The 18,987-nt window shown below is 44.7% G+C and carries 14 protein-coding genes and 8 tRNA genes; all 22 read right to left on the minus strand.

Going from position 1 to position 18,987, the window contains the following annotated elements; translation table 11 throughout:
• Positions 1 to 4 precede the first annotated feature (4 nt).
• Positions 5 to 1,573: a glutamate--cysteine ligase gene (gene gshA, locus VPNCDNU1_RS16535; protein WP_104401337.1), complete on the minus strand. Its 1,569-nt coding sequence runs from the start codon at positions 1,571 to 1,573 to the stop codon at positions 5 to 7.
• A gap of 214 nt (positions 1,574 to 1,787) precedes the next feature.
• Positions 1,788 to 4,640: a M16 family metallopeptidase gene (locus VPNCDNU1_RS16540; protein WP_104401338.1), complete on the minus strand. Its 2,853-nt coding sequence runs from the start codon at positions 4,638 to 4,640 to the stop codon at positions 1,788 to 1,790.
• Between the two features lie 10 nt (positions 4,641 to 4,650).
• Positions 4,651 to 5,088, minus strand: a complete 438-nt coding sequence (locus VPNCDNU1_RS16545) for a YqaA family protein (RefSeq protein WP_104401339.1) — start codon at positions 5,086 to 5,088, stop codon at positions 4,651 to 4,653.
• Entirely contained in the window at positions 5,082 to 6,035 is a 954-nt protein-coding gene (locus VPNCDNU1_RS16550; protein ID WP_104401340.1) for an NADP-dependent oxidoreductase, read from the minus strand. The genes VPNCDNU1_RS16545 and VPNCDNU1_RS16550 overlap by 7 nt, the downstream gene beginning before the upstream one ends.
• A 111-nt stretch (positions 6,036 to 6,146) precedes the next feature.
• Entirely contained in the window at positions 6,147 to 7,277 is a 1,131-nt protein-coding gene (locus VPNCDNU1_RS16555; RefSeq protein ID WP_101112492.1) for a sodium ion-translocating decarboxylase subunit beta, read from the minus strand.
• A 9-nt stretch (positions 7,278 to 7,286) separates the two neighbouring features.
• Positions 7,287 to 9,083 (minus strand): sodium-extruding oxaloacetate decarboxylase subunit alpha, encoded by a 1,797-nt coding sequence (gene oadA / locus VPNCDNU1_RS16560; RefSeq protein WP_104401341.1) that lies wholly within the window; start codon positions 9,081 to 9,083, stop codon positions 7,287 to 7,289.
• A gap of 32 nt (positions 9,084 to 9,115) precedes the next feature.
• The gene (locus VPNCDNU1_RS16565; protein WP_104401342.1) at positions 9,116 to 9,373 is read right to left on the minus strand and encodes an oxaloacetate decarboxylase subunit gamma; all 258 of its coding nucleotides are present in this window, start codon (positions 9,371 to 9,373) and stop codon (positions 9,116 to 9,118) included.
• Positions 9,374 to 9,751: 378 nt separating this feature from the next.
• A tRNA-Arg gene (locus VPNCDNU1_RS16570) sits at positions 9,752 to 9,828 on the minus strand.
• 51 nt (positions 9,829 to 9,879) lie between these two features.
• A tRNA-Arg gene (locus tag VPNCDNU1_RS16575) sits at positions 9,880 to 9,956 on the minus strand.
• A 37-nt stretch (positions 9,957 to 9,993) separates the two neighbouring features.
• Positions 9,994 to 10,070, minus strand: a tRNA-Arg gene (locus VPNCDNU1_RS16580).
• Positions 10,071 to 10,122: 52 nt separating this feature from the next.
• Positions 10,123 to 10,199, minus strand: a tRNA-Arg gene (locus VPNCDNU1_RS16585).
• Between the two features lie 37 nt (positions 10,200 to 10,236).
• Positions 10,237 to 10,313: transfer RNA gene (locus tag VPNCDNU1_RS16590), tRNA-Arg, on the minus strand.
• 66 nt (positions 10,314 to 10,379) lie between these two features.
• Positions 10,380 to 10,472: transfer RNA gene (locus VPNCDNU1_RS16595), tRNA-Ser, on the minus strand.
• A gap of 27 nt (positions 10,473 to 10,499) precedes the next feature.
• A tRNA-Arg gene (locus tag VPNCDNU1_RS16600) sits at positions 10,500 to 10,576 on the minus strand.
• 55 nt (positions 10,577 to 10,631) lie between these two features.
• Positions 10,632 to 10,724: transfer RNA gene (locus VPNCDNU1_RS16605), tRNA-Ser, on the minus strand.
• Positions 10,725 to 10,904: 180 nt separating this feature from the next.
• On the minus strand, positions 10,905 to 11,102 hold the full coding sequence (csrA, locus tag VPNCDNU1_RS16610; RefSeq protein WP_104401343.1) for a carbon storage regulator CsrA: 198 nt from the start codon (positions 11,100 to 11,102) through the stop codon (positions 10,905 to 10,907).
• An 86-nt stretch (positions 11,103 to 11,188) separates the two neighbouring features.
• On the minus strand, positions 11,189 to 12,385 hold the full coding sequence (locus tag VPNCDNU1_RS16615; protein ID WP_104401344.1) for an aspartate kinase: 1,197 nt from the start codon (positions 12,383 to 12,385) through the stop codon (positions 11,189 to 11,191).
• Positions 12,386 to 12,520: 135 nt separating this feature from the next.
• A complete protein-coding gene (gene alaS / locus VPNCDNU1_RS16620; RefSeq protein ID WP_104401345.1) occupies positions 12,521 to 15,103 on the minus strand; it encodes an alanine--tRNA ligase in 2,583 nt (860 codons plus the stop codon).
• Between the two features lie 255 nt (positions 15,104 to 15,358).
• Entirely contained in the window at positions 15,359 to 15,820 is a 462-nt protein-coding gene (gene recX / locus VPNCDNU1_RS16625; RefSeq protein WP_104401346.1) for a recombination regulator RecX, read from the minus strand.
• Positions 15,821 to 15,934: 114 nt separating this feature from the next.
• Positions 15,935 to 16,975 carry a recombinase RecA gene (gene recA, locus VPNCDNU1_RS16630; protein ID WP_101112499.1) on the minus strand — a complete coding sequence of 347 codons (1,041 nt, stop codon included), beginning with the start codon at positions 16,973 to 16,975 and terminating at the stop codon, positions 15,935 to 15,937.
• 372 nt (positions 16,976 to 17,347) lie between these two features.
• The gene (pncC, locus tag VPNCDNU1_RS16635) at positions 17,348 to 17,851 is read right to left on the minus strand and encodes a nicotinamide-nucleotide amidase (protein ID WP_104401347.1); all 504 of its coding nucleotides are present in this window, start codon (positions 17,849 to 17,851) and stop codon (positions 17,348 to 17,350) included.
• A 67-nt stretch (positions 17,852 to 17,918) separates the two neighbouring features.
• Positions 17,919 to 18,971 carry a toxic anion resistance protein gene (locus tag VPNCDNU1_RS16640; RefSeq protein WP_371410799.1) on the minus strand — a complete coding sequence of 351 codons (1,053 nt, stop codon included), beginning with the start codon at positions 18,969 to 18,971 and terminating at the stop codon, positions 17,919 to 17,921.
• Between the last annotated feature and the right edge of the window lie 16 nt (positions 18,972 to 18,987).

Consider the following 18,987-nt stretch of genomic DNA (forward strand, 5'->3'; position numbering starts at 1 on the left):
CGTTCTATTGCTTCAAATAGGCAAAATAGTCATCTAGAAACTCATCAAACGGCTGTGTTTCGTTAGCTTCTATGCGAGATTGTGCTTCTTTAGAATCCAGAACTTCTTGCTCCATCATCTCTTCGTTGTAGATCTGATATTCGTGATTCAGATGCACTTCTTTATACGCTTTCCCTAAATGCATACCAATGCCAACAATACCGCCATGCTCTTTAGTTTGAGCGAGAAGCTGACCAGAAATCGTTAATTCAGGCTGATCTATCCAAGTTTCCAGTTCATCGCATACTTTTTGGTAATCTGTCGAGCCATGTTGCTCATCCATAATTTCAGCAATTAAGCGAAGCTCTTTGAATACTCGATGTCCCCAATCCTGAAGCGTAAGTCGTTCACCTTTACAACCAATTTGGAGCTCTAAGCCCACTTTACGACCTTCTAGGATCACTTTGCTCCAGTTATCTCGCCAACATTCGAGCTCACAGTTATCCATTTCTTCGGATTCAGACAGTACACACCAAGTAAGGAATAAGTCGAGGAATCGAATCTGCTGTTCATTAACCCCTACAGGGCTAAATGGGTTCACATCAAGCGAACGTACTTCAATGTATTCAACCCCACCACGATGAAGCGCTTCAGAAGGTTTTTCACCGGAATGAGTAACACGCTTTGGACGGATTGGTGCATACAGCTCGTTTTCGATTTGCAGGACATTCGAGTTTAGCTGGCGGTATTCTCCATCCACTTTTACACCCAATTCAGCAAATTCTGTCGATGGTGTATGGATAGCCGCATTCAAACCCTCAAGATACTGATTCAAGCTGTTGAATCCAATCTTTAACTCACTTTGAGCGCTATTGGTGTAGCCGAGGTCGCTTAAGCGAAGCGATGTAGCTTCAGGTAAATAGAGCGTTTCACCGATATTTTCAAAGGGTAGTTTTGAATCTCGACCTTGAATAAAGGATGGGCACAATGCAGGAGATGCTCCGTAAAAGAATGGGATCATCCAACCAAATCGATAGTAGTTTCGAATTAAGCCAAAATACGCATCCGACTTCGAATCTTCACGGCTTTTTTGGTCTTGCTCATCGTATAACGCATCCCAAAAGCTTTCAGGAAATGAAAAATTAAAGTGAACACCAGAAATTACCTGCATCAAACTGCCGTATCGACGCTTTAAACCTTCACGGTACAAGGTTTTCATTTTACCAGTGTTTGATTCACCGTACTGAGCCAGCGCGATATCGTCTTCATTCTTTATGAAGCACGGCATTGACAGCGGCCAAAACTTTTCACCATCCAATTTCTTCTGCGTAAAGTGATGCACATCCGATAACTGGCTTATTACGTCATTTACCGAATGAGAAACAGGAGTAATAAATTCCAACAATGATTCAGAAAAGTCGGTTGTTACCCAGCGATTAGTGAGTGCCGACCCTAACGTTTTAGGGTGAGGAGTCAGTGCTAGATGACCATCTGAAGTGTAACGTAACGACTCTCTTTCCACGCCACGTCCATACTGCTCAAAAATAGAAGGGTCTTTTGCGACTTTCTGAAATCGCTTGGAGAATACAGTCAAAACTCAGTTCACTTATCTGTTTAGTATCAGGCTAGAATAATCATTCTGGTCTTTGATTACTATGAAATTGAAGCAAATACTAATAAATGAGAAATTGCGCCTCCCCTCTATTGGTATTCATGTTGGAGATGCATACCAAACTCACGTTTTGCATGCATCTCTAGGGTCTGTTGACCCAAGGATCAGTTAACCCTAAACAACAGTTATGTGTGCTCTATTGCTCGATTTCAAGTTTTTCGATAGGCAGTCCAAACTTTTTCAACTTTGGTGCCAGTTTTTCAGCGTCACCCACGACTATGATTTGGAAATCCGATGGGTTAAACCATTTTGCAGCCACTTTGTTCAGTGTGGCAAGCTCAACGGATTGCAATAGGTTATCTCGCTGTTCTAGATAACCCTCTTCTAAAGAATAAGTAAGGATTCTTGAAAGCAACTGAGATTTCTTCGATGGGGTTTCATACTTCAGTGCGTCTGCCTGACCACGCGCTAATCGCATAAACTGCAGTTCTTCTTCCGTTAACCCACTCGTTGATACTTCATTGAGCTCATTGATGATTTCATCCAATGACTCTACTGTTACATCAGCTCGTACTTCGGCAGAGAATACGATCAATCCCGTTTCTTTCATCCCATACACATACCCGTATGCACCATACGTGTAACCTTTTTCTTCACGGAGGTTTTGGTTAATTCGACTATTGAAGTTCCCAGATAAATTGTAGTTTGCTAACTGTCCTAGGTGCATTTCACCTGTCGTATCGAAAGGCAGCCCTTGCTTGACCAATCGAATTGCACTTTGTGGTGCTCCGGGCTTATCTACTAGGAAGATTTTTTGTCCTTCAAGTGGTTGAATCACCTGAGGTGTATACAGTGGTGCTGAATTGCCCTTCCAGTCGTTCAAGAATGACAGTGATTTCTTCGCGTCGCGCTTCTTAATATCGCCAACAACGACAACTTGCGCGCCTTGCGGCGTATAATGCTCATTGTAGAATGTTTTGACATCTTCTAGCGTCAAACCATTGATTGACGTTGTCGTCCCATCACTCGATCGACCGAAACGGCTACCGTTGAATAGCACCTGACGAGTCGCCTGCGAAGCTAACCAGCTTGGCTTTTGATGTTCATAGACAATGCCTTGGATCGCTTGCTGCTTAACTCGCTCAAAATCACTTTCACGAAACGCCGGTTCACGGATCATTTCTTCTACCAATGCCAAGGTTTCAGCAAGGTTCTTCTCTAGCCCAGACACGCTAATAACCGTTGAATAAGAGCCTGCATCAAATGAAACATAACTTCCTAAACGGTCTAGCTCTGTTTGAATTTCTTCGGCAGAGCGTTTCAGCGTACCTTCTGTCATCATGGTTGCTGTTAAGCCAGCCAACCCTTCTTGCCCTTCTGCAACATAACGATTTCCGGCAGGCAGTTTAATATCAAGCTGAACGGTTGGTGTTTCATCACTGACTGTTCCAAGAATTTCAACACCACTGTCTAAATAGATTCGGTATAAATCGGGCATCGTTCCTTTGACGGCACCTGAAACTTTTGGCACGACCGAACGATCAAATGTATCAACCGCTTTGCGATAAGCAAGATCAGACTCTTTTACTTTTTGATATTCAGGTAAGGTGCGCTTCGGCGTAACAAAAGTCGCTGGCTTAACTGCCCAGTCGGTTTTGTTTTTCGGTACAACACTCAAGACCACTTTGTGATTGTTTACTAGGTAATGCTGATAAGCAGATTGAACACTGTCTGGAGTAACCGCTCTAAGCTGCTCCAACTGCTCTTCAATACGATCCGGTTGACCAAAAAAGGTCTCGTTCGACGCCAGTTGAGTCACTTTACCTCGAACACTTTCAAGCCCAAAGATAGCGTTTGCTTCAGCGCGGCCAATCATCGTCTCAAGCTGATATTCAGACACACCTTTTTCCGACCACGTTTTCAGGCTATCCATTAGCTCATTATAAATGGGCTTAAGGTTCCCTGATTCCCCCGCCTTTGCCATAACATAAACGCTGAAAGTACAGGCGAGTTCTGCACAATCTTGGAAAGCACCGACATCCACCGCTTTTCCAGATTGAACAAACTGCTGATAAAGCATGCTGTTTTTGCCATCACCCAGTGCGGTCGAGAGCATTTCTAACGAGGCATTTGAATCGTGCCCTTGGAACGTTGTTGGCCACGAAACCATAACCATAGGTTGTTGGATTCTATCTTCCAACGTGATGTAGCGATCTTCTGTTAATGTTGCTGGCTGCTTTTCCGCTTTTTTCACTTCAGGTCCAACAGGAATGGAGCCGAAATATTGGTTTATCCAATTTAATGTTTCTTCAGTATCAAAGTCACCACCGATGGTCAGGGTCGCGTTGTTAGGCCCATACCACTGGAGGAAAAAGGCTTTCAAGTCATTCACATCGACTCGATCGAGATCTTCGACATAGCCAATCGGCTGCCAAGAATATGGATGACCTTCAGGGTACATGGCTTCGCCAATGCGTTCCCACATCAACCCATACGGTCGGTTTTCGTAGTTTTGTGCACGTTCGTTTTTAACGGTATCTCTTTGGATTTCAAATTTTCGTTGAGAAACGGCATCAAGCAAAAAGCCCATGCGGTCTGACTCTAACCAAAGCATTTTTTCCAATTGATTTGCAGGAACCGTTTCAAAATAATTGGTGCGATCTCTGTTCGTGGTTCCGTTTAATGTTCCGCCCGCTTCTGTGATGATTCTAAAATGCTCTTGATCACCAACATTTTCGCTTCCTTGAAACATCATGTGCTCAAAGAAATGTGCAAAGCCAGATTTTCCTATTTCTTCACGTGCACTACCCACATGATAAGTCACATCGACATGCACAAGAGGGTCTGAGTCGTCTGGGGCAAGAATGACCGTTAGTCCATTATCTAGTTGGTATTTTTTGTATGGAATCACAACCTTGCCAGATTGTGGCTTAACCTCTTCAACAAGGGTAATCCCTTCGGGTACTGAAGAGAAAAAAGAGACGGGTGCAAGAGAAGAACAACCCGCGACAAAAAGTGACGCTGCTGCACCAAACCAAACTTTTCTCATGAAGACTCCTTTAAAAACCGACGAATGCTGCCGCGATCACGCTATAACGTATCGCTTTGCCTATGGCGATGAGAATTAGACAAGGTATAAATTTCATTCTGAGCCAGCCTGCCGCTAAACAAAGCGGATCACCCACAATAGGCAGCCAACTGAATAGAAGAGTGATATAGCCATATTGCTTTATCCACTGTAAAGCTTTATGACCATATTTTTCCGAATGGGTTCGATTTGGAAGAAAAAGTCCAATCCAATAGTTGGTCAAACCGCCTAATGTGTTACCAAGGGTGGCGACCAATACAAGTTCATATACGGGGTATTGATTAAGTTTTAAGGCAACCAACAAGCTGGCTTCGGATCCGCCAGGCAACAATGTCGCACTTAAAAAACCAGTAGAAAAGAGGACCCATAAAGCAGATTGGCTAAACCATTCAATAAAGCCATCTAACATTTCATATCGAGCAGCACTTTGCCTCGGGTGTGGCCACCTTCAACATGTTCATGCGCCTTAGCAACATCGGTATAAGAGAATATTTTTTGAACTTCCGTTTTTACAATGCCGACACTTACCATATACAGCATTGTATCTAGCTGCTCAGTATCGGGCTCTACCAACATGCCACTTGCTTCAAAACCCAACATTTTGGCTTTATCACAAATAAGCTCAGCCGTGATAGTCGGAACTGTGATGACTCGCGCGTTGTCTTTCAAGCATTTCAAAGCATCTAACGCAGCATCACCACCCACTAAATCAATCAACACATCGACATCTTCAACACGCTCAGATACAGGAGCAAACTGATAGTTGATCGCATGCGCCCCAAGTGTTGCTAAGTAATCTAGGTTATCTTCGCTGCATGTTGTAAAGACTTCTGCTTGAGCGGCTACGGCAAATTGAATCGCTAAATGTCCAACACCACCAGCACCTGCCAATATCAAAACGCGATCATTCCCAGTGACTTTTGCCTTATTTAGCGCTTGGGCTGCCGTTTGACCTGCAACGGGTAAGACCGCTGCCGCTTCAAGCGTCACGCTATCTGGGACGAGACTAAGATTCTCTTCCTTCACGCAAACATATTGGCTATAACCGCCCGCCTGAGTAGGAAAGCCGATAAGACCAGCGACAAAACTGCCAGCCTTAAATTCTTCTGCGCCTTCACCACATTTTTCCACAACGCCCGAGATATCGTACCCCGGAGTCCAAGGGAGGTTGTCTTTGTTGGCTTCAGCCGCCCAACCTAGTCCTTTTCTTGTTTTAACGTCAATCGGGTTTACCCCAGCAAAATGCACTTTAACCAATACTTCACCCGCTTTAGGCTCCGGTATTGCTTCACTTTGAATGGCTAACACGTCAGGCTCACCAAACTGGGTAATCACCACTTTTTTGTTGTCCGTCATACACAAGTTCCCTTGATACTCAAAAAAATGAAAGGGATGCAGAAGCATCCCTTTGACTATAAACCATTTTACAATGTTTGGTTAACCATCAGATCTCAATTTCGTTGAACGTTATCCCACTAATGCCAACAAAATACCTGCAGCAACCGCACTTCCCAATACTCCCGCCACGTTAGGTCCCATCGCATGCATAAGAAGGAAGTTTTGCGGATTCGCTTCTAAACCCACTTTGTTTACTACCCTAGCAGCCATAGGAACAGCGGATACACCAGCCGCTCCAATCAGCGGGTTGATGTCTTCTTTAGAAAACTTATTCAGTAGCTTAGCCATCAGAACACCTGCACCAGTACCAATACTGAATGCGACAGCACCAAGAGCCAAAATACCTAAAGTTTCAAAGTTCAAGAACTGTTCAGCTTGAAGTTTAGAGCCCACACCAAGACCTAAGAAAATCGTCACTATGTTGATAAGCTCGTTCTGCGCTGTGCTTGAAAGGCGATCCACCACGCCAGCTTCACGCATCAAGTTACCAAGACAAAACATCCCAACTAAAGGCGTAGCCGAAGGTAAGAAAAGAATCGTCATTAGCAATACAGCTAATGGGAACAGTACTTTCTCACCTTTACTTACGTGGCGAAGCTGAGCCATCTGAATTTTACGTTCTTCAGGGTTGGTCAGTGCCTTCATAATAGGCGGTTGAATAATTGGAACCAACGCCATGTAGCTGTATGCGGCAACCGCAATCGCGCCTAACAAATCTGGTGACAATTGGCTGGCTAAGAAAATAGCCGTTGGCCCATCTGCACCACCAATAATAGCAATGGATGATGCGTCAGCCATGTTGAATTCCATGCCAGGAACATAGTTGAGTAGAATTGCACCAAATAAAGTAGCAAATATACCGAACTGTGCCGCAGCCCCTAACCAAAGGGTTTTAGGGTTGGCAATAAGCGCACCAAAGTCTGTCATTGCCCCGACTCCCATAAAGATAAGGAGTGGGAACACACCAGATTCAATACCGATGTAATAGACTAAATAGAGCAAGCCACCTTCATCGGTAAACCCAGCATTAGGGATATTCGCTAAAACGGCACCAAAACCAATAGGTAGTAATAGAAGAGGCTCAAAACCTTTTGCTATTGCAAGGTACAAAAGCCCACAACCCACAAGGATCATACAAATTTGACCGAACTCGAAGTTGGCGATCCCTGTTTCAGCCCAAAGGGTCAACAATCCTTCCATGATGCTCCCTTACGCTAGGCTTAATAGTGGTGCACCTACCGTCACGGCATCACCTTCTTTCACGTGAATATCTTGAACAACACCGCCACGTGCAGCACGAACTTCTGTTTCCATCTTCATCGCTTCAAGAATAAGTAAAACATCACCTTCTGCTACTTCTGAGCCAGGTAGAACGTTCACCTTAAAGATGTTACCAGCTAATGGAGCAGGAACAGCTTCAGCATCACTCGCTGCCTGTGCCGCTGGAGCAGCAACTGGCTGAGGTGAAGAGGTTGGTGTCACAGATGTAAGTTGTCCCTGAGGACCCACTTCCACATTGTAAACCTGTCCGTCTACTTTCACGCTATAGGCTTCTACTCCACCTTGCGCTGAAGCTGTAGCAACAGGTGCTGGTGTCGCTTCCGTTACAACAGGCTCTTTACCTGGAGCAGGTTCAAATGCGTCTGGGTTATTTCGGTTTTTAAGGAACTTAAGCCCCACTTGCGGAAACAGTGCATACGTTAGAACATCATCGACTGTGTCTTCTGCTAATGATATTCCATCCTCTTTCGCTTTCGCGATAAGATCATCTGTCAGCGTATGCAATTCTGCATTCAAAAGATCCGCAGGGCGACAAGTAATCGGTTCAGCACCTTCAAGGACTTTGGCTTGAAGATCAGCATTTAGCTCTGCTGGTGCAGCACCGTACTCACCTTTCAATAAACCCGCTGTTTCTTTAGTGATGCTCTTGTAGCGCTCACCTGTTAAGACATTGATCACGGCTTGTGTACCTACTATCTGAGATGTAGGGGTAACAAGTGGAATATAACCAAGGTCTTCGCGTACTCTAGGGATCTCTTCTAAAACTTCATCCAAACGATCCGCTGCACCTTGCTCTTTTAACTGACCTTCCATATTAGTCAGCATGCCGCCTGGTACTTGCGCAATAAGAATACGAGAATCCACACCTTTTAGCTGTCCTTCCCACTTGGCGTACTTCTTGCGAACTTCTCGGAAATAAGCAGCAATAGGTTCTATTTGGTCAAGCTTTAGGTTGGTGTCTCGCTCAGTGCCTTGCAACATAGCAACCACTGTTTCAGTTGGTGTATGACCGTAAGTACAACTCATGGATGAAATAGCAGTATCAAGAATATCGATGCCTGCTTCTACGGCTTTCACTGCCGTTGCCGTCGAAAGCCCTGTGGTTGCGTGGCAGTGCAATGCTAAAGGCACATCACATGAAGATTTAATTCGGGTAATCAGTTCTTCTGCTTCATAAGGCTTAAGAAGACCTGACATGTCTTTAATACAAAGAGAGTGGCAACCAAGATCCTCTAGGCGTTTAGCCAAGTCGACCCATGTATCGGTATTGTGAACAGGGCTGGTTGTATAAGACAATGTACCTTGAGCATGTGCACCAACGTCAACAGCAGCTTTCACTGCTTTTTGGAAATTGCGCACATCATTCATCGCATCAAAGATTCGGAACACATCCATGCCATTCGCATGGGCACGTTCCACAAATTTCTCTACTACATCATCTGCGTAATGACGATAACCAAGAAGGTTTTGACCACGCAATAACATTTGCATTGGCGTGTTTGGCATGGCTTTTTTAAGCTCACGTAAACGCTCCCACGGATCTTCTCCTAAGAAACGAATACATGCATCAAATGTTGCGCCACCCCAGGTTTCTAATGACCAGTACCCGACTTTATCTAACTCCGCCGCGATGGGTAACATATCTTCAATACGCATACGCGTGGCAAACAGTGACTGGTGTGCGTCGCGCAACACCACGTCGGTAAGAGCAAGTGGTTTAGACATGCTGATTAACTCCTTTTAATTTTTATCCGACATTACTTCACAGCAGACGCACGGTGTTGATGTATAGCAGCTGAAATTGCCGCAACCACCTGTGGCTGAACTCCAGAAGTACTGGATTGAATTTTTTTTGCTTGTACTGGTGCAATGCTCGGTTGGGGTGCTTCTTCTGGCACCAACTTAGACAGTAACCGAACAAGATAAACGAGAATGGTTAGGAATACGAAAACAACGGCCATGCCAGTAAGCATAAGGACCGCTGCATCTCCTAGCAGGCTTCCAATATTAGTCATGTTGCTTCCTTTCTATGTCATCCTGACAATAACTTACGCGCACACTCCCTCAATATAGTGGGCATAAGTGGTCTAGGATTATCTCGATTGGTAAAATTTTGTCAATTTTGTTTAATAAGCTATTTAATATTCTGCACAAACATGCGACTTTTTTGACTACTTATTGCATACAAATACGCCACATAAAGCTGATTTCACCATAGTTACTGTGGCTTTTACCAAACATAATGAAATTCTGTATCGAATACTGAGAGGAACTTAAAAAAATAATTTTTATTCTTTAAAAACAACAAGATGTAAAAATAAAGATAATAAAATGATAATGAGATGTTAATGGGTATAAAAAAAGCCTCGCGAATGCGAGGCTTTTTGTTGAAATGGCGCGCTCGGAAGGATTCGAACCTTCGACCGCCTGGTTCGTAGCCAGGTACTCTATCCAGCTGAGCTACGAGCGCGCAATGTTCGACATTACTTAAGTAACATCAGGATCTAATGACCCTTAATAGTGGCGCGTCCTGGAGGATTCGAACCTCCGACCGCCTGGTTCGTAGCCAGGTACTCTATCCAGCTGAGCTAAGGACGCGAAGACTGTGTGGCAGATGCCTTACAGTTTTTGAAAATGGCGCGCTCGGAAGGATTCGAACCTTCGACCGCCTGGTTCGTAGCCAGGTACTCTATCCAGCTGAGCTACGAGCGCGCAATGTTCGACATTACTAAATGTAACATCAGGATCTAATGACCCTTAATAGTGGCGCGTCCTGGAGGATTCGAACCTCCGACCGCCTGGTTCGTAGCCAGGTACTCTATCCAGCTGAGCTAAGGACGCGAAGACTGCATGGCTGATGCCTTACAGTTTTAAATAATGGCGCGCTCGGAAGGATTCGAACCTTCGACCGCCTGGTTCGTAGCCAGGTACTCTATCCAGCTGAGCTACGAGCGCGCAGGTTGTGAACTATATCACATTTCATTTCTTCAGAAACAAAAAAATTGACCTCTGGCCAATAAATGGCGGTGAGGGAGGGATTCGAACCCTCGATACGGCTACAAACCGTATACTCCCTTAGCAGGGGAGCGCCTTCAGCCTCTCGGCCACCTCACCGCATTACATTCCAAAACTTAGGAATAATGGCGCGCTCGGAAGGATTCGAACCTTCGACCGCCTGGTTCGTAGCCAGGTACTCTATCCAGCTGAGCTACGAGCGCGCTTTGTCTTATTAGATGTTGAAAATATCAACCTTTATAAGAACATCTGCAAGAATGGCGGTGAGGGAGGGATTCGAACCCTCGATACGGCTATAAACCGTATACTCCCTTAGCAGGGGAGCGCCTTCAGCCTCTCGGCCACCTCACCGTCTTGCGGAGGCACATATTACGATTTACCAAAAATATGTCAAACATTTTCTTGGCATAATTTGCAAAAAATAGCTTAAGCGTTGGGTATTTAATCAAAGCGGCGGGAAATTAAACTTTTCCTGTTACACACCATTTAAACCGTTATTAAAAAGGCCAGCGTTTGCTGACCTTTTTAATGTTAGTAGTTACCTGAAGTAGAACCACCGTTGCCTTTCTCGGCTTGTATACGCATGTAGATTTCTTCACGGTGTACCGATACTTCTTTTGGCGCATTAACACCAATTCGAACCTGGTTACCTTTAACACCAAGCACGGTGACAGTTACTTCATCACCGATCATAAGAGTTTCACCTACGCGGCGAGTCAAAATTAGCATTCTTGTGCTCCTTGAGTAATCTCTGATTTATTTTTCTCTATGATGTCACCATCTTAGACAATTAACAATTCCATAATGTTATTTGTCTATGAAACCATTAGCTTTTGGTGTCCATCAAGCTCTAAATGTCCAGCTACAATAAAATTGTGAAGATGATTTGAAATCTCTTCTATTCTCTCTGGTTCAATGAAGTATGTACATGAGCGGTTGCTCTTCACTTCACCTAACAATGGAATTTGATGCTGTGCGAACTCATCAGTAAGCACAGCATGCGCTTCTTGAACTCGGCAGCCAATACAGCTGATTGCTGATACCTGAGTGGTCTTTTCAATACTCTCAGAAGCAATAAGTGATAACTTCGCGAGGGAGCTCTGTGGAATAACAATATCCGATACGTTCACATCTTCCGCTGTCGCCCAGACATCAATCCCTAACATTTGGCTTTGATCTCGAATGGACTGCAATGCGCTTGATTTAACCTCAACGACAATCAAATCGCGCTGGATAGCAAGCCCGCATATCGGACTATCAGACTGCTCTCCGGTCACCAAGGTTCCCGAATCCTCTGAAAATGAAGAAAGAACACGTAAAGGGACACCGTATTTCCAAGCATGAATAACAGAAGGTAAGTGTAATACTTTCGCGCCTTTCCTCGCCATTTCTTCCATACTAGGAAAGTCAATTTCCACTAGCTTATGTGCACTTTTTACGATGCGAGGATCACATGTATAAATACCATCAACATCGGTAAAGATTTGACATTCTGCCGCGTTTAACGCACCAGCAAGTGCCACTGCGGTAGTGTCCGATCCTCCGCGTCCAAGGGTGGTAATATTGCCACTTTCAGAGACCCCCTGAAAGCCTGCAACGATCACTACGTGGTCATTATCTAAATAGCTCTGAATGGTATTGGTATCGATTGATTCAATAGACGCGTCGTTGTGGACGTCATTTGTCTTAATACCCGCTTGGCTGCCAGTAAGCGACACTGCATTTACACCTTTTTTGTTCAAGGTCATGGCCAAAAGTGCCATTGAAACTTGCTCGCCTGCTGATAACAATACGTCTAACTCTCGGGCAGTTGGTACAGAATCTATCTGTTGAGCCAACCCTAACAATCGGTTTGTTTCGCCTGACATTGCAGAAACGACGACCACAAGCTGCTTCCCTTCTTGCTTGGTTTTTATGATGCGCTCGGCAACTACCTCAATGCGCTCAATCGAACCAACCGAAGTTCCGCCGAACTTCTGAACTACTAAAGATTCACGTAATGACTGTGTCACCTTTCTTCACCATCCTAGGGCTTAATCCCCGTTGTTATTACACAAAAGCGATTGAACACGAAGCCATCATATTCAAAGCTACTAAATACAAATGCCACTGACTTTATCAGCCAGTGGCAGTCAAAAATACAAAAGTTACAAACGCTCTTCTAGCCACGCATCAACAGACGACAAAGCTTCTGGCAGTGCAGTGGCATCCGTACCACCGGCTTGAGCCATGTCTGGACGACCGCCACCCTTGCCACCGACTTGTTGAGCAACCATGTTAACTAGCTCGCCTGCTTTTACCTTACCAGTCAAGTCTTTAGTTACGCCCGCAATCAAGCCAACTTTGTCTCCAGATACGTTACCCAGCATAATGATACCGCTGCCCAGTTGATTTTTTAGCTCATCAACCATGCCACGCAATGCTTTATTGTCAGCACCGTCTAACTTAGAAACCAATACTTTTACGCCAGCGATTTCTTTCACTTGGCTTGTTAGGCTCGCACTAGCTTGAGAAGCCAGTTTATCTTTCAACTGCTGAATCTCTTTTTCTAAAGCTTTTGCTTTGCTCGCTGCTTCAGACAATTTGGCTTCGAACTTGTCATGGCTCGCTTCAATCGCGTCTAACGCACCTTCACCTGTTACCGCTTCAATACGACGGATACCTGCTGCGATACCACCTTCTGAAACGATCTTAAATAGGCCGATATCACCAGTACTGGACGCATGAATACCACCACAAAGCTCAGTTGAGAATTCTCCCATCGACAGCACACGAACTTCGTCGTCATACTTCTCGCCAAATAGCGCCATCGCACCTTTCGCTTTAGCAGACTCAATATCCATGATGTCCGTATTAATTGCGTGATTGCGACGCACATGCGTATTCACCAGGCGTTCAACTTCTTTGATTTCTGCCGATGTCATCGCTTCCAAGTGAGAGAAGTCAAAACGCAAGTTGTCAGCTTTCACTAATGAACCTTTCTGAGCAACATGTTCACCTAAAACGTGACGAAGCGCAGCATGCAATAAGTGGGTTGCTGAGTGGTTTAAAGAGATAGCCGCGCGGCGCTCTGCATCCACATTGGTCGATACGCTGTCGCTTTTCGCTAAAACACCTTCAGAAAGAACACCGTGATGAGCAATGGCATTCCCCAGCTTTTGTGTGTCTTCCACTATGAACAACCCAGTGTCTGTTTTTAACACGCCGGTATCACCACACTGACCACCAGACTCGGCATAGAAAGGTGTTTCACCTAGAACAATGATCGCTTTGTCACCAGCGGACAGAGATTCAACTTCTTCCCCTTCCACAAAAATGCCTGTAACAGAGCTCTGACCTTCGGTTGCTGAATAACCTTGGAATTCAGTTGTCGCATCAATCTTAATAGATGCGTTGTAGTCGGTGCCAAATTGACCTGCTTCACGAGCACGCTGACGCTGTGCTTCCATCGCTTTCTCAAAACCTTCTTCGTCGATCGCAAGTTCTCGCTCACGAGCAACATCATTGGTTAAGTCAGCTGGGAAACCGTATGTGTCATAAAGCTTAAATACTGTTTCACCATCCAGAACGTTACCTTCAAGGCTATCTAATGCGTCGTTCAGAATGGTCATGCCGCGTTCAAGAGTACGACCAAAGTTCTCTTCTTCGATTCGAAGTACTTTTTCAACAATGGCTTGTTGTTTTTTCAACTCAACGCCTGCAGTACCCATCACGTCAGCAAGTACGCCAACCAATTTGTGGAAAAATGCTCCCTGCGCACCTAGCTTGTTGCCATGACGAACAGCACGACGAATGATTCGGCGAAGTACGTAACCACGTCCTTCGTTAGAAGGCATCACACCATCAACGATTAGGAATGCACAAGAGCGGATATGGTCAGCGACAACACGAAGCGATTGATTAGATAGATCGTCATAACCGGTCACTTCCGCCGCGGCTTTGATTAATGTTTGAAATACATCAATTTCATAGTTTGAGTGTACGCCTTGCATAATCGCAGAAATTCGCTCAATACCCATTCCGGTATCTACAGAAGGCTTTGGTAGCGGCTCCATCGTGCCATCGGCATGACGGTTAAATTGCATGAAAACGTTGTTCCAGATTTCGATGAATCGGTCACCATCTTCTTCTGGTGTACCTGGACGTCCACCCCAAATGTGATCACCGTGATCGTAGAAGATCTCAGTACAAGGACCACACGGACCTGTATCGCCCATTTGCCAGAAGTTATCTGACTCGTATGGCTTACCACCTTCTTTATCGCCAATGCGAACGATACGATCAGCTGGAACACCCACTTTCTTGTTCCAGATTTCAAACGCTTCATCGTCGGTTTCGTAAATCGTCACCAACAAGCGATCTTGAGGCAGTTTTAGTACAACTGTCAGGAATTCCCAAGCAAACGCAATCGCGTCTTCTTTGAAGTAATCGCCAAAACTGAAATTACCCAACATCTCGAAGAAAGTGTGGTGGCGAGCGGTAAAGCCCACGTTTTCTAAATCGTTGTGCTTACCGCCAGCACGTACACAGCGTTGAGACGTAGTCGCTCGGGTGTAGGCTCGTTTTTCTAAGCCTAGGAAACAATCTTTAAATTGGTTCATTCCTGCGTTAGTGAACAGCAGGGTTGGATCGTTATGTGGTACTAACGATGAACTGTCTACGATTTGGTGTCCTTTGCTTTCAAAGAACTTGAGGAACGCGTTGCGAACCTCGTCAGTGCTCATGTACATGCAGCTCTTCCTGAAAATAGTCGAGTTAGAATTTTGCCACATTGTATACCCAACCGACCTAAAGATGCGAGATTCAACAAGAATTTATTCGCGCAACGAATCACCGTTTCTAAAAGAAAAATGAAAACAGAATCTTAGGAGAATCGAATTAGAAGAGTATTGATAGAAAAAGGAAGATAAGGAACAACAAGTGGTATTGCTAATAAGATATGGGGATTAGAACAGAGCGTGTGTTGGGCTTCCTATATTCGCGCTCTATTCTTCATCACTTAATGCGTAGCTAATCTGGTCAAAACTGTAACCACGATATTGTAAAAAACGCACTTGTTTAGCGTATTCCTTCTGGTCTTTGGCTTTTATGCCTTTAAACTTTTTTTCTGCTGCCGCTTTTGCCAATTCAAACCAATCTTGTGGCTCCTCTTGCATTGCTTCTTCAATCACCGATTCCGATACGCGTTTTTGGTTCAACTCTTGTCGAATGCGTCGCTCGCCATGACCTTTGTAAACGTGTTGGCGTATCTGGCTTTTGGCGTAGCGAAGATCATCGAGATAATTATGATCAATACAGAAATTCATCGCTTCTTGGATCTGCTCTTCATCGTATCCTTTAAAGGCCAGTTTTTGGTAAAGCTCGTATTCGCCATGATCACGTCGACTGAGCAGTTGAATGGCGGCTTCTTTACTTGAAAGGGTAGGAGGATTTTTCTTTGGATACATACTCAAAACTTCAACGAAAACTGGCGATATAAGTACTTTGACTGGATATAAGTGCTTTAGCTAAATACACAAAAGCCCTGCATTGCAGGGCTTTTATAAATCAATTAAGAGAAATTAAAACTCTTCTTCTTTTGGCATTTCGCCGACTTCTGGCTCTTCAGGTTGTGCTACAACCAAAAGCATATCACGAAGCTTGGTGTCGATCTCTTTCGCTACATCTGTATGCTCACGAAGGTATTTACCTGCATTCGCCTTACCTTGGCCAATCTTGTCGCCATTGTAGCTGTACCAAGCACCGGCTTTCTCAACCAACTTGTGCTTCACACCCAAGTCGATAAGTTCACCTTCGCGGTTAAAGCCTTGACCATACATAATTTGAGTCTCAGCCTGCTTAAATGGCGCAGCAATTTTGTTCTTAACCACTTTAATGCGAGTCTCGTTACCAACGATTTCGTCACCATCTTTGATAGAACCCGTACGGCGAATATCAAGACGAACAGATGCGTAGAATTTCAGTGCGTTACCACCTGTGGTGGTTTCTGGGTTGCCAAACATTACGCCAATCTTCATACGGATTTGGTTGATGAAGATACACATACAATTTGACTGTTTAAGGTTACCCGTTAGCTTACGCATGGCTTGAGAAAGCATACGTGCTTGAAGACCCATGTGGCTGTCGCCCATCTCACCTTCAATTTCTGCTTTTGGTGTTAGTGCTGCTACGGAGTCAACAACCATAACGTCGATGGCACCTGAACGGGCTAATGCATCACAGATTTCTAGCGCTTGTTCACCCGTATCTGGCTGAGAGACAAGTAAAGCATCGATATCGACACCCAGTTTCTTCGCGTAGATAGGGTCCAACGCATGTTCTGCATCGATGAACGCACAGGTCTTGCCTTCACGTTGTGCTGCTGCGATAAGCTCTAGAGTTAGCGTGGTTTTACCCGAACTCTCTGGACCATAGACTTCTACGATACGCCCCATTGGCAATCCACCAGCACCCAAAGCGATATCCAGTGAAAGTGAACCTGTAGAGATGGTTTCAACATCCATCGTACGGTTATCACCAAGGCGCATGATAGAGCCTTTACCGAATTGCTTTTCAATTTGTCCAAGTGCTGCGGCTAACGCCTTTTGTTTGTTATCGTCCATCCGTATCTCCACACAACGTGTTCGTGATTATGCTGGCTATTATACTGTTGATTCATACAGTGTCTATACCTGTATGAAAAAATTTCTCGATTGAGCACTTAACTCTGTAGGGTCTGTTGATCTTTCGAGATGATTTTTGCAGCAATTTGTGGGTTATTTATACAAGGCAGAGCTCGTTCGGTGTAGTCGCTCTACATCAACGAGCGATAACGCAGTAGAAATAAGCCACAAATGCTGCCCAAAGGGTTCGCTTCTATGCCTTTTACTCTTTGTTGCAAGGTATTTGCTTAGAATGACTAGGCGTCACACCTTGCGTCGCGATTAAAAGGCATAGAACTCGAACAAAATTTAACCACGAAAGTTCAACAGACCCTAGGAGTGCTCACTTTTTTCATCTGTTAGGTACTGTAGCAAAGTCTGCATGGCATGCTCGACTGCGTATTCACGGACTTGAGCGCGATCACCTTCAAAATGACAAGTTTCAACTTTTTTCCATCCTTGCTCTGACATCCAAGCAAAGCAGACAGTCCCTACAGGCTTTTCTTCAGTACCACCACCCGGACCTGCCACACCACTGATTGAAACACCAATGGAAGCAAGAGAATGTTGCAGTGCACCGCTGACCATTTCAATCACCACTGGTTCACTTACCGCACCGTATGACTCAAGGGTTTCCGGCTTGACTGACAGCATCTCCATTTTGGCTTCGTTGCTGTAAGTGACAAACGCCCTATCAAACCAAGCTGAGCTGCCTGCAATATCCGTCATCGCCGTCGCAACTCCACCACCAGTGCACGACTCAGCCGTTGTCATAACGGCTTTATGCCTTTGAAGCGCTTCGCCTAATTGTTGGCTTAATTCTCTTTGAGACACCATATTTCAACCCCATAAAAAATGCCCAGAACAACGCTATTCTGGGCATTTTATTTATTCGCAACAACCGTTAATTTTCAAGAGTCTGAGACAGCGCTTCTTTCAGTTCTTGCTCCGCTTTTTCGATAACAGACTGTGCATGCGCACGTTGTTCTCGCCCTTCTTTCACTCTCGAAAGCGTGTTGTTCAGCGTTTCAATGGTCAACTGATTCACGGTTTCTAGCGACTCTAAATCCAAAATGCCACGCTGGTAGTTTTCAGAAATTTGCTCTTCTAGCACTTTCAGCTTCTCAGCATTCTTTACGTATTGTTGATTGGTGTAATCTTTAACAGCACGTGTCACCTTGAGGGCTTTCTCTTTTTCGTAGTTAGAAATAGCAATCAAGAATTGGCGCTTCCACAATGGGAATGTGTTGTGCACGATATCCTGAATGTCTTCCATCAACATTTTATTGCCTTCTTGAGACAAACGGATCTGAGGAGCAGTTTGAATCGCCGCCATTCGAGTCAGTTCAAGATTGTGTATGCGTTTTTCTAAGCGGGCGACCGCTTGAACCGCATCGCGATGTTTTTGAGCATCCAATGCATCAGACGACTTCTCAGCTTCCACTAATAGGGCAGGAAGCACATCGGAATTCATTTGGTTCAGTTTCCACTTACCTGCGGCAATGTAGTCATCCAGACCATTCAATAACGCTAAGTTTTCATCGTAAAGCGTATCGAGACGGCTAATGTCGTGACCAAGCTTAAGCTCCTGTGCTTCCAGTTTTCCTGAAAGCTGTTCTAAATGTTGCTTCACCGTATCAAAGCTGTCTGAGAATTTTTTGAACGAATCAAACAACTCACCGATGAGTGGCAAACTGGATAAAAAACTTTTCTCTTTCAAGTAGTCAAACTCTGCGCTGTTCATCGAGCTGACCATTGATTGTAAGATTTCACCAGCTTCACCTGTATCTCTAATACGCACTTGGTCAAGTACGGTATCGGAAAAATTGGTAATGCTTTCCAGTGCTTCTTTACCAAATGTAATAGTAGCCAAGCTATCGAACGGGTCGAAATTTTGTGCTAATTCCAGAACCTGAGGACTGAGGGCGTCTTCTGTTGCTTCATCGGTTTTAACCATATCGGTCATTGAGAAC

This window comes from Vibrio penaeicida (assembly GCF_002933855.1).
Lineage (GTDB): Bacteria > Pseudomonadota > Gammaproteobacteria > Enterobacterales > Vibrionaceae > Vibrio > Vibrio penaeicida_A.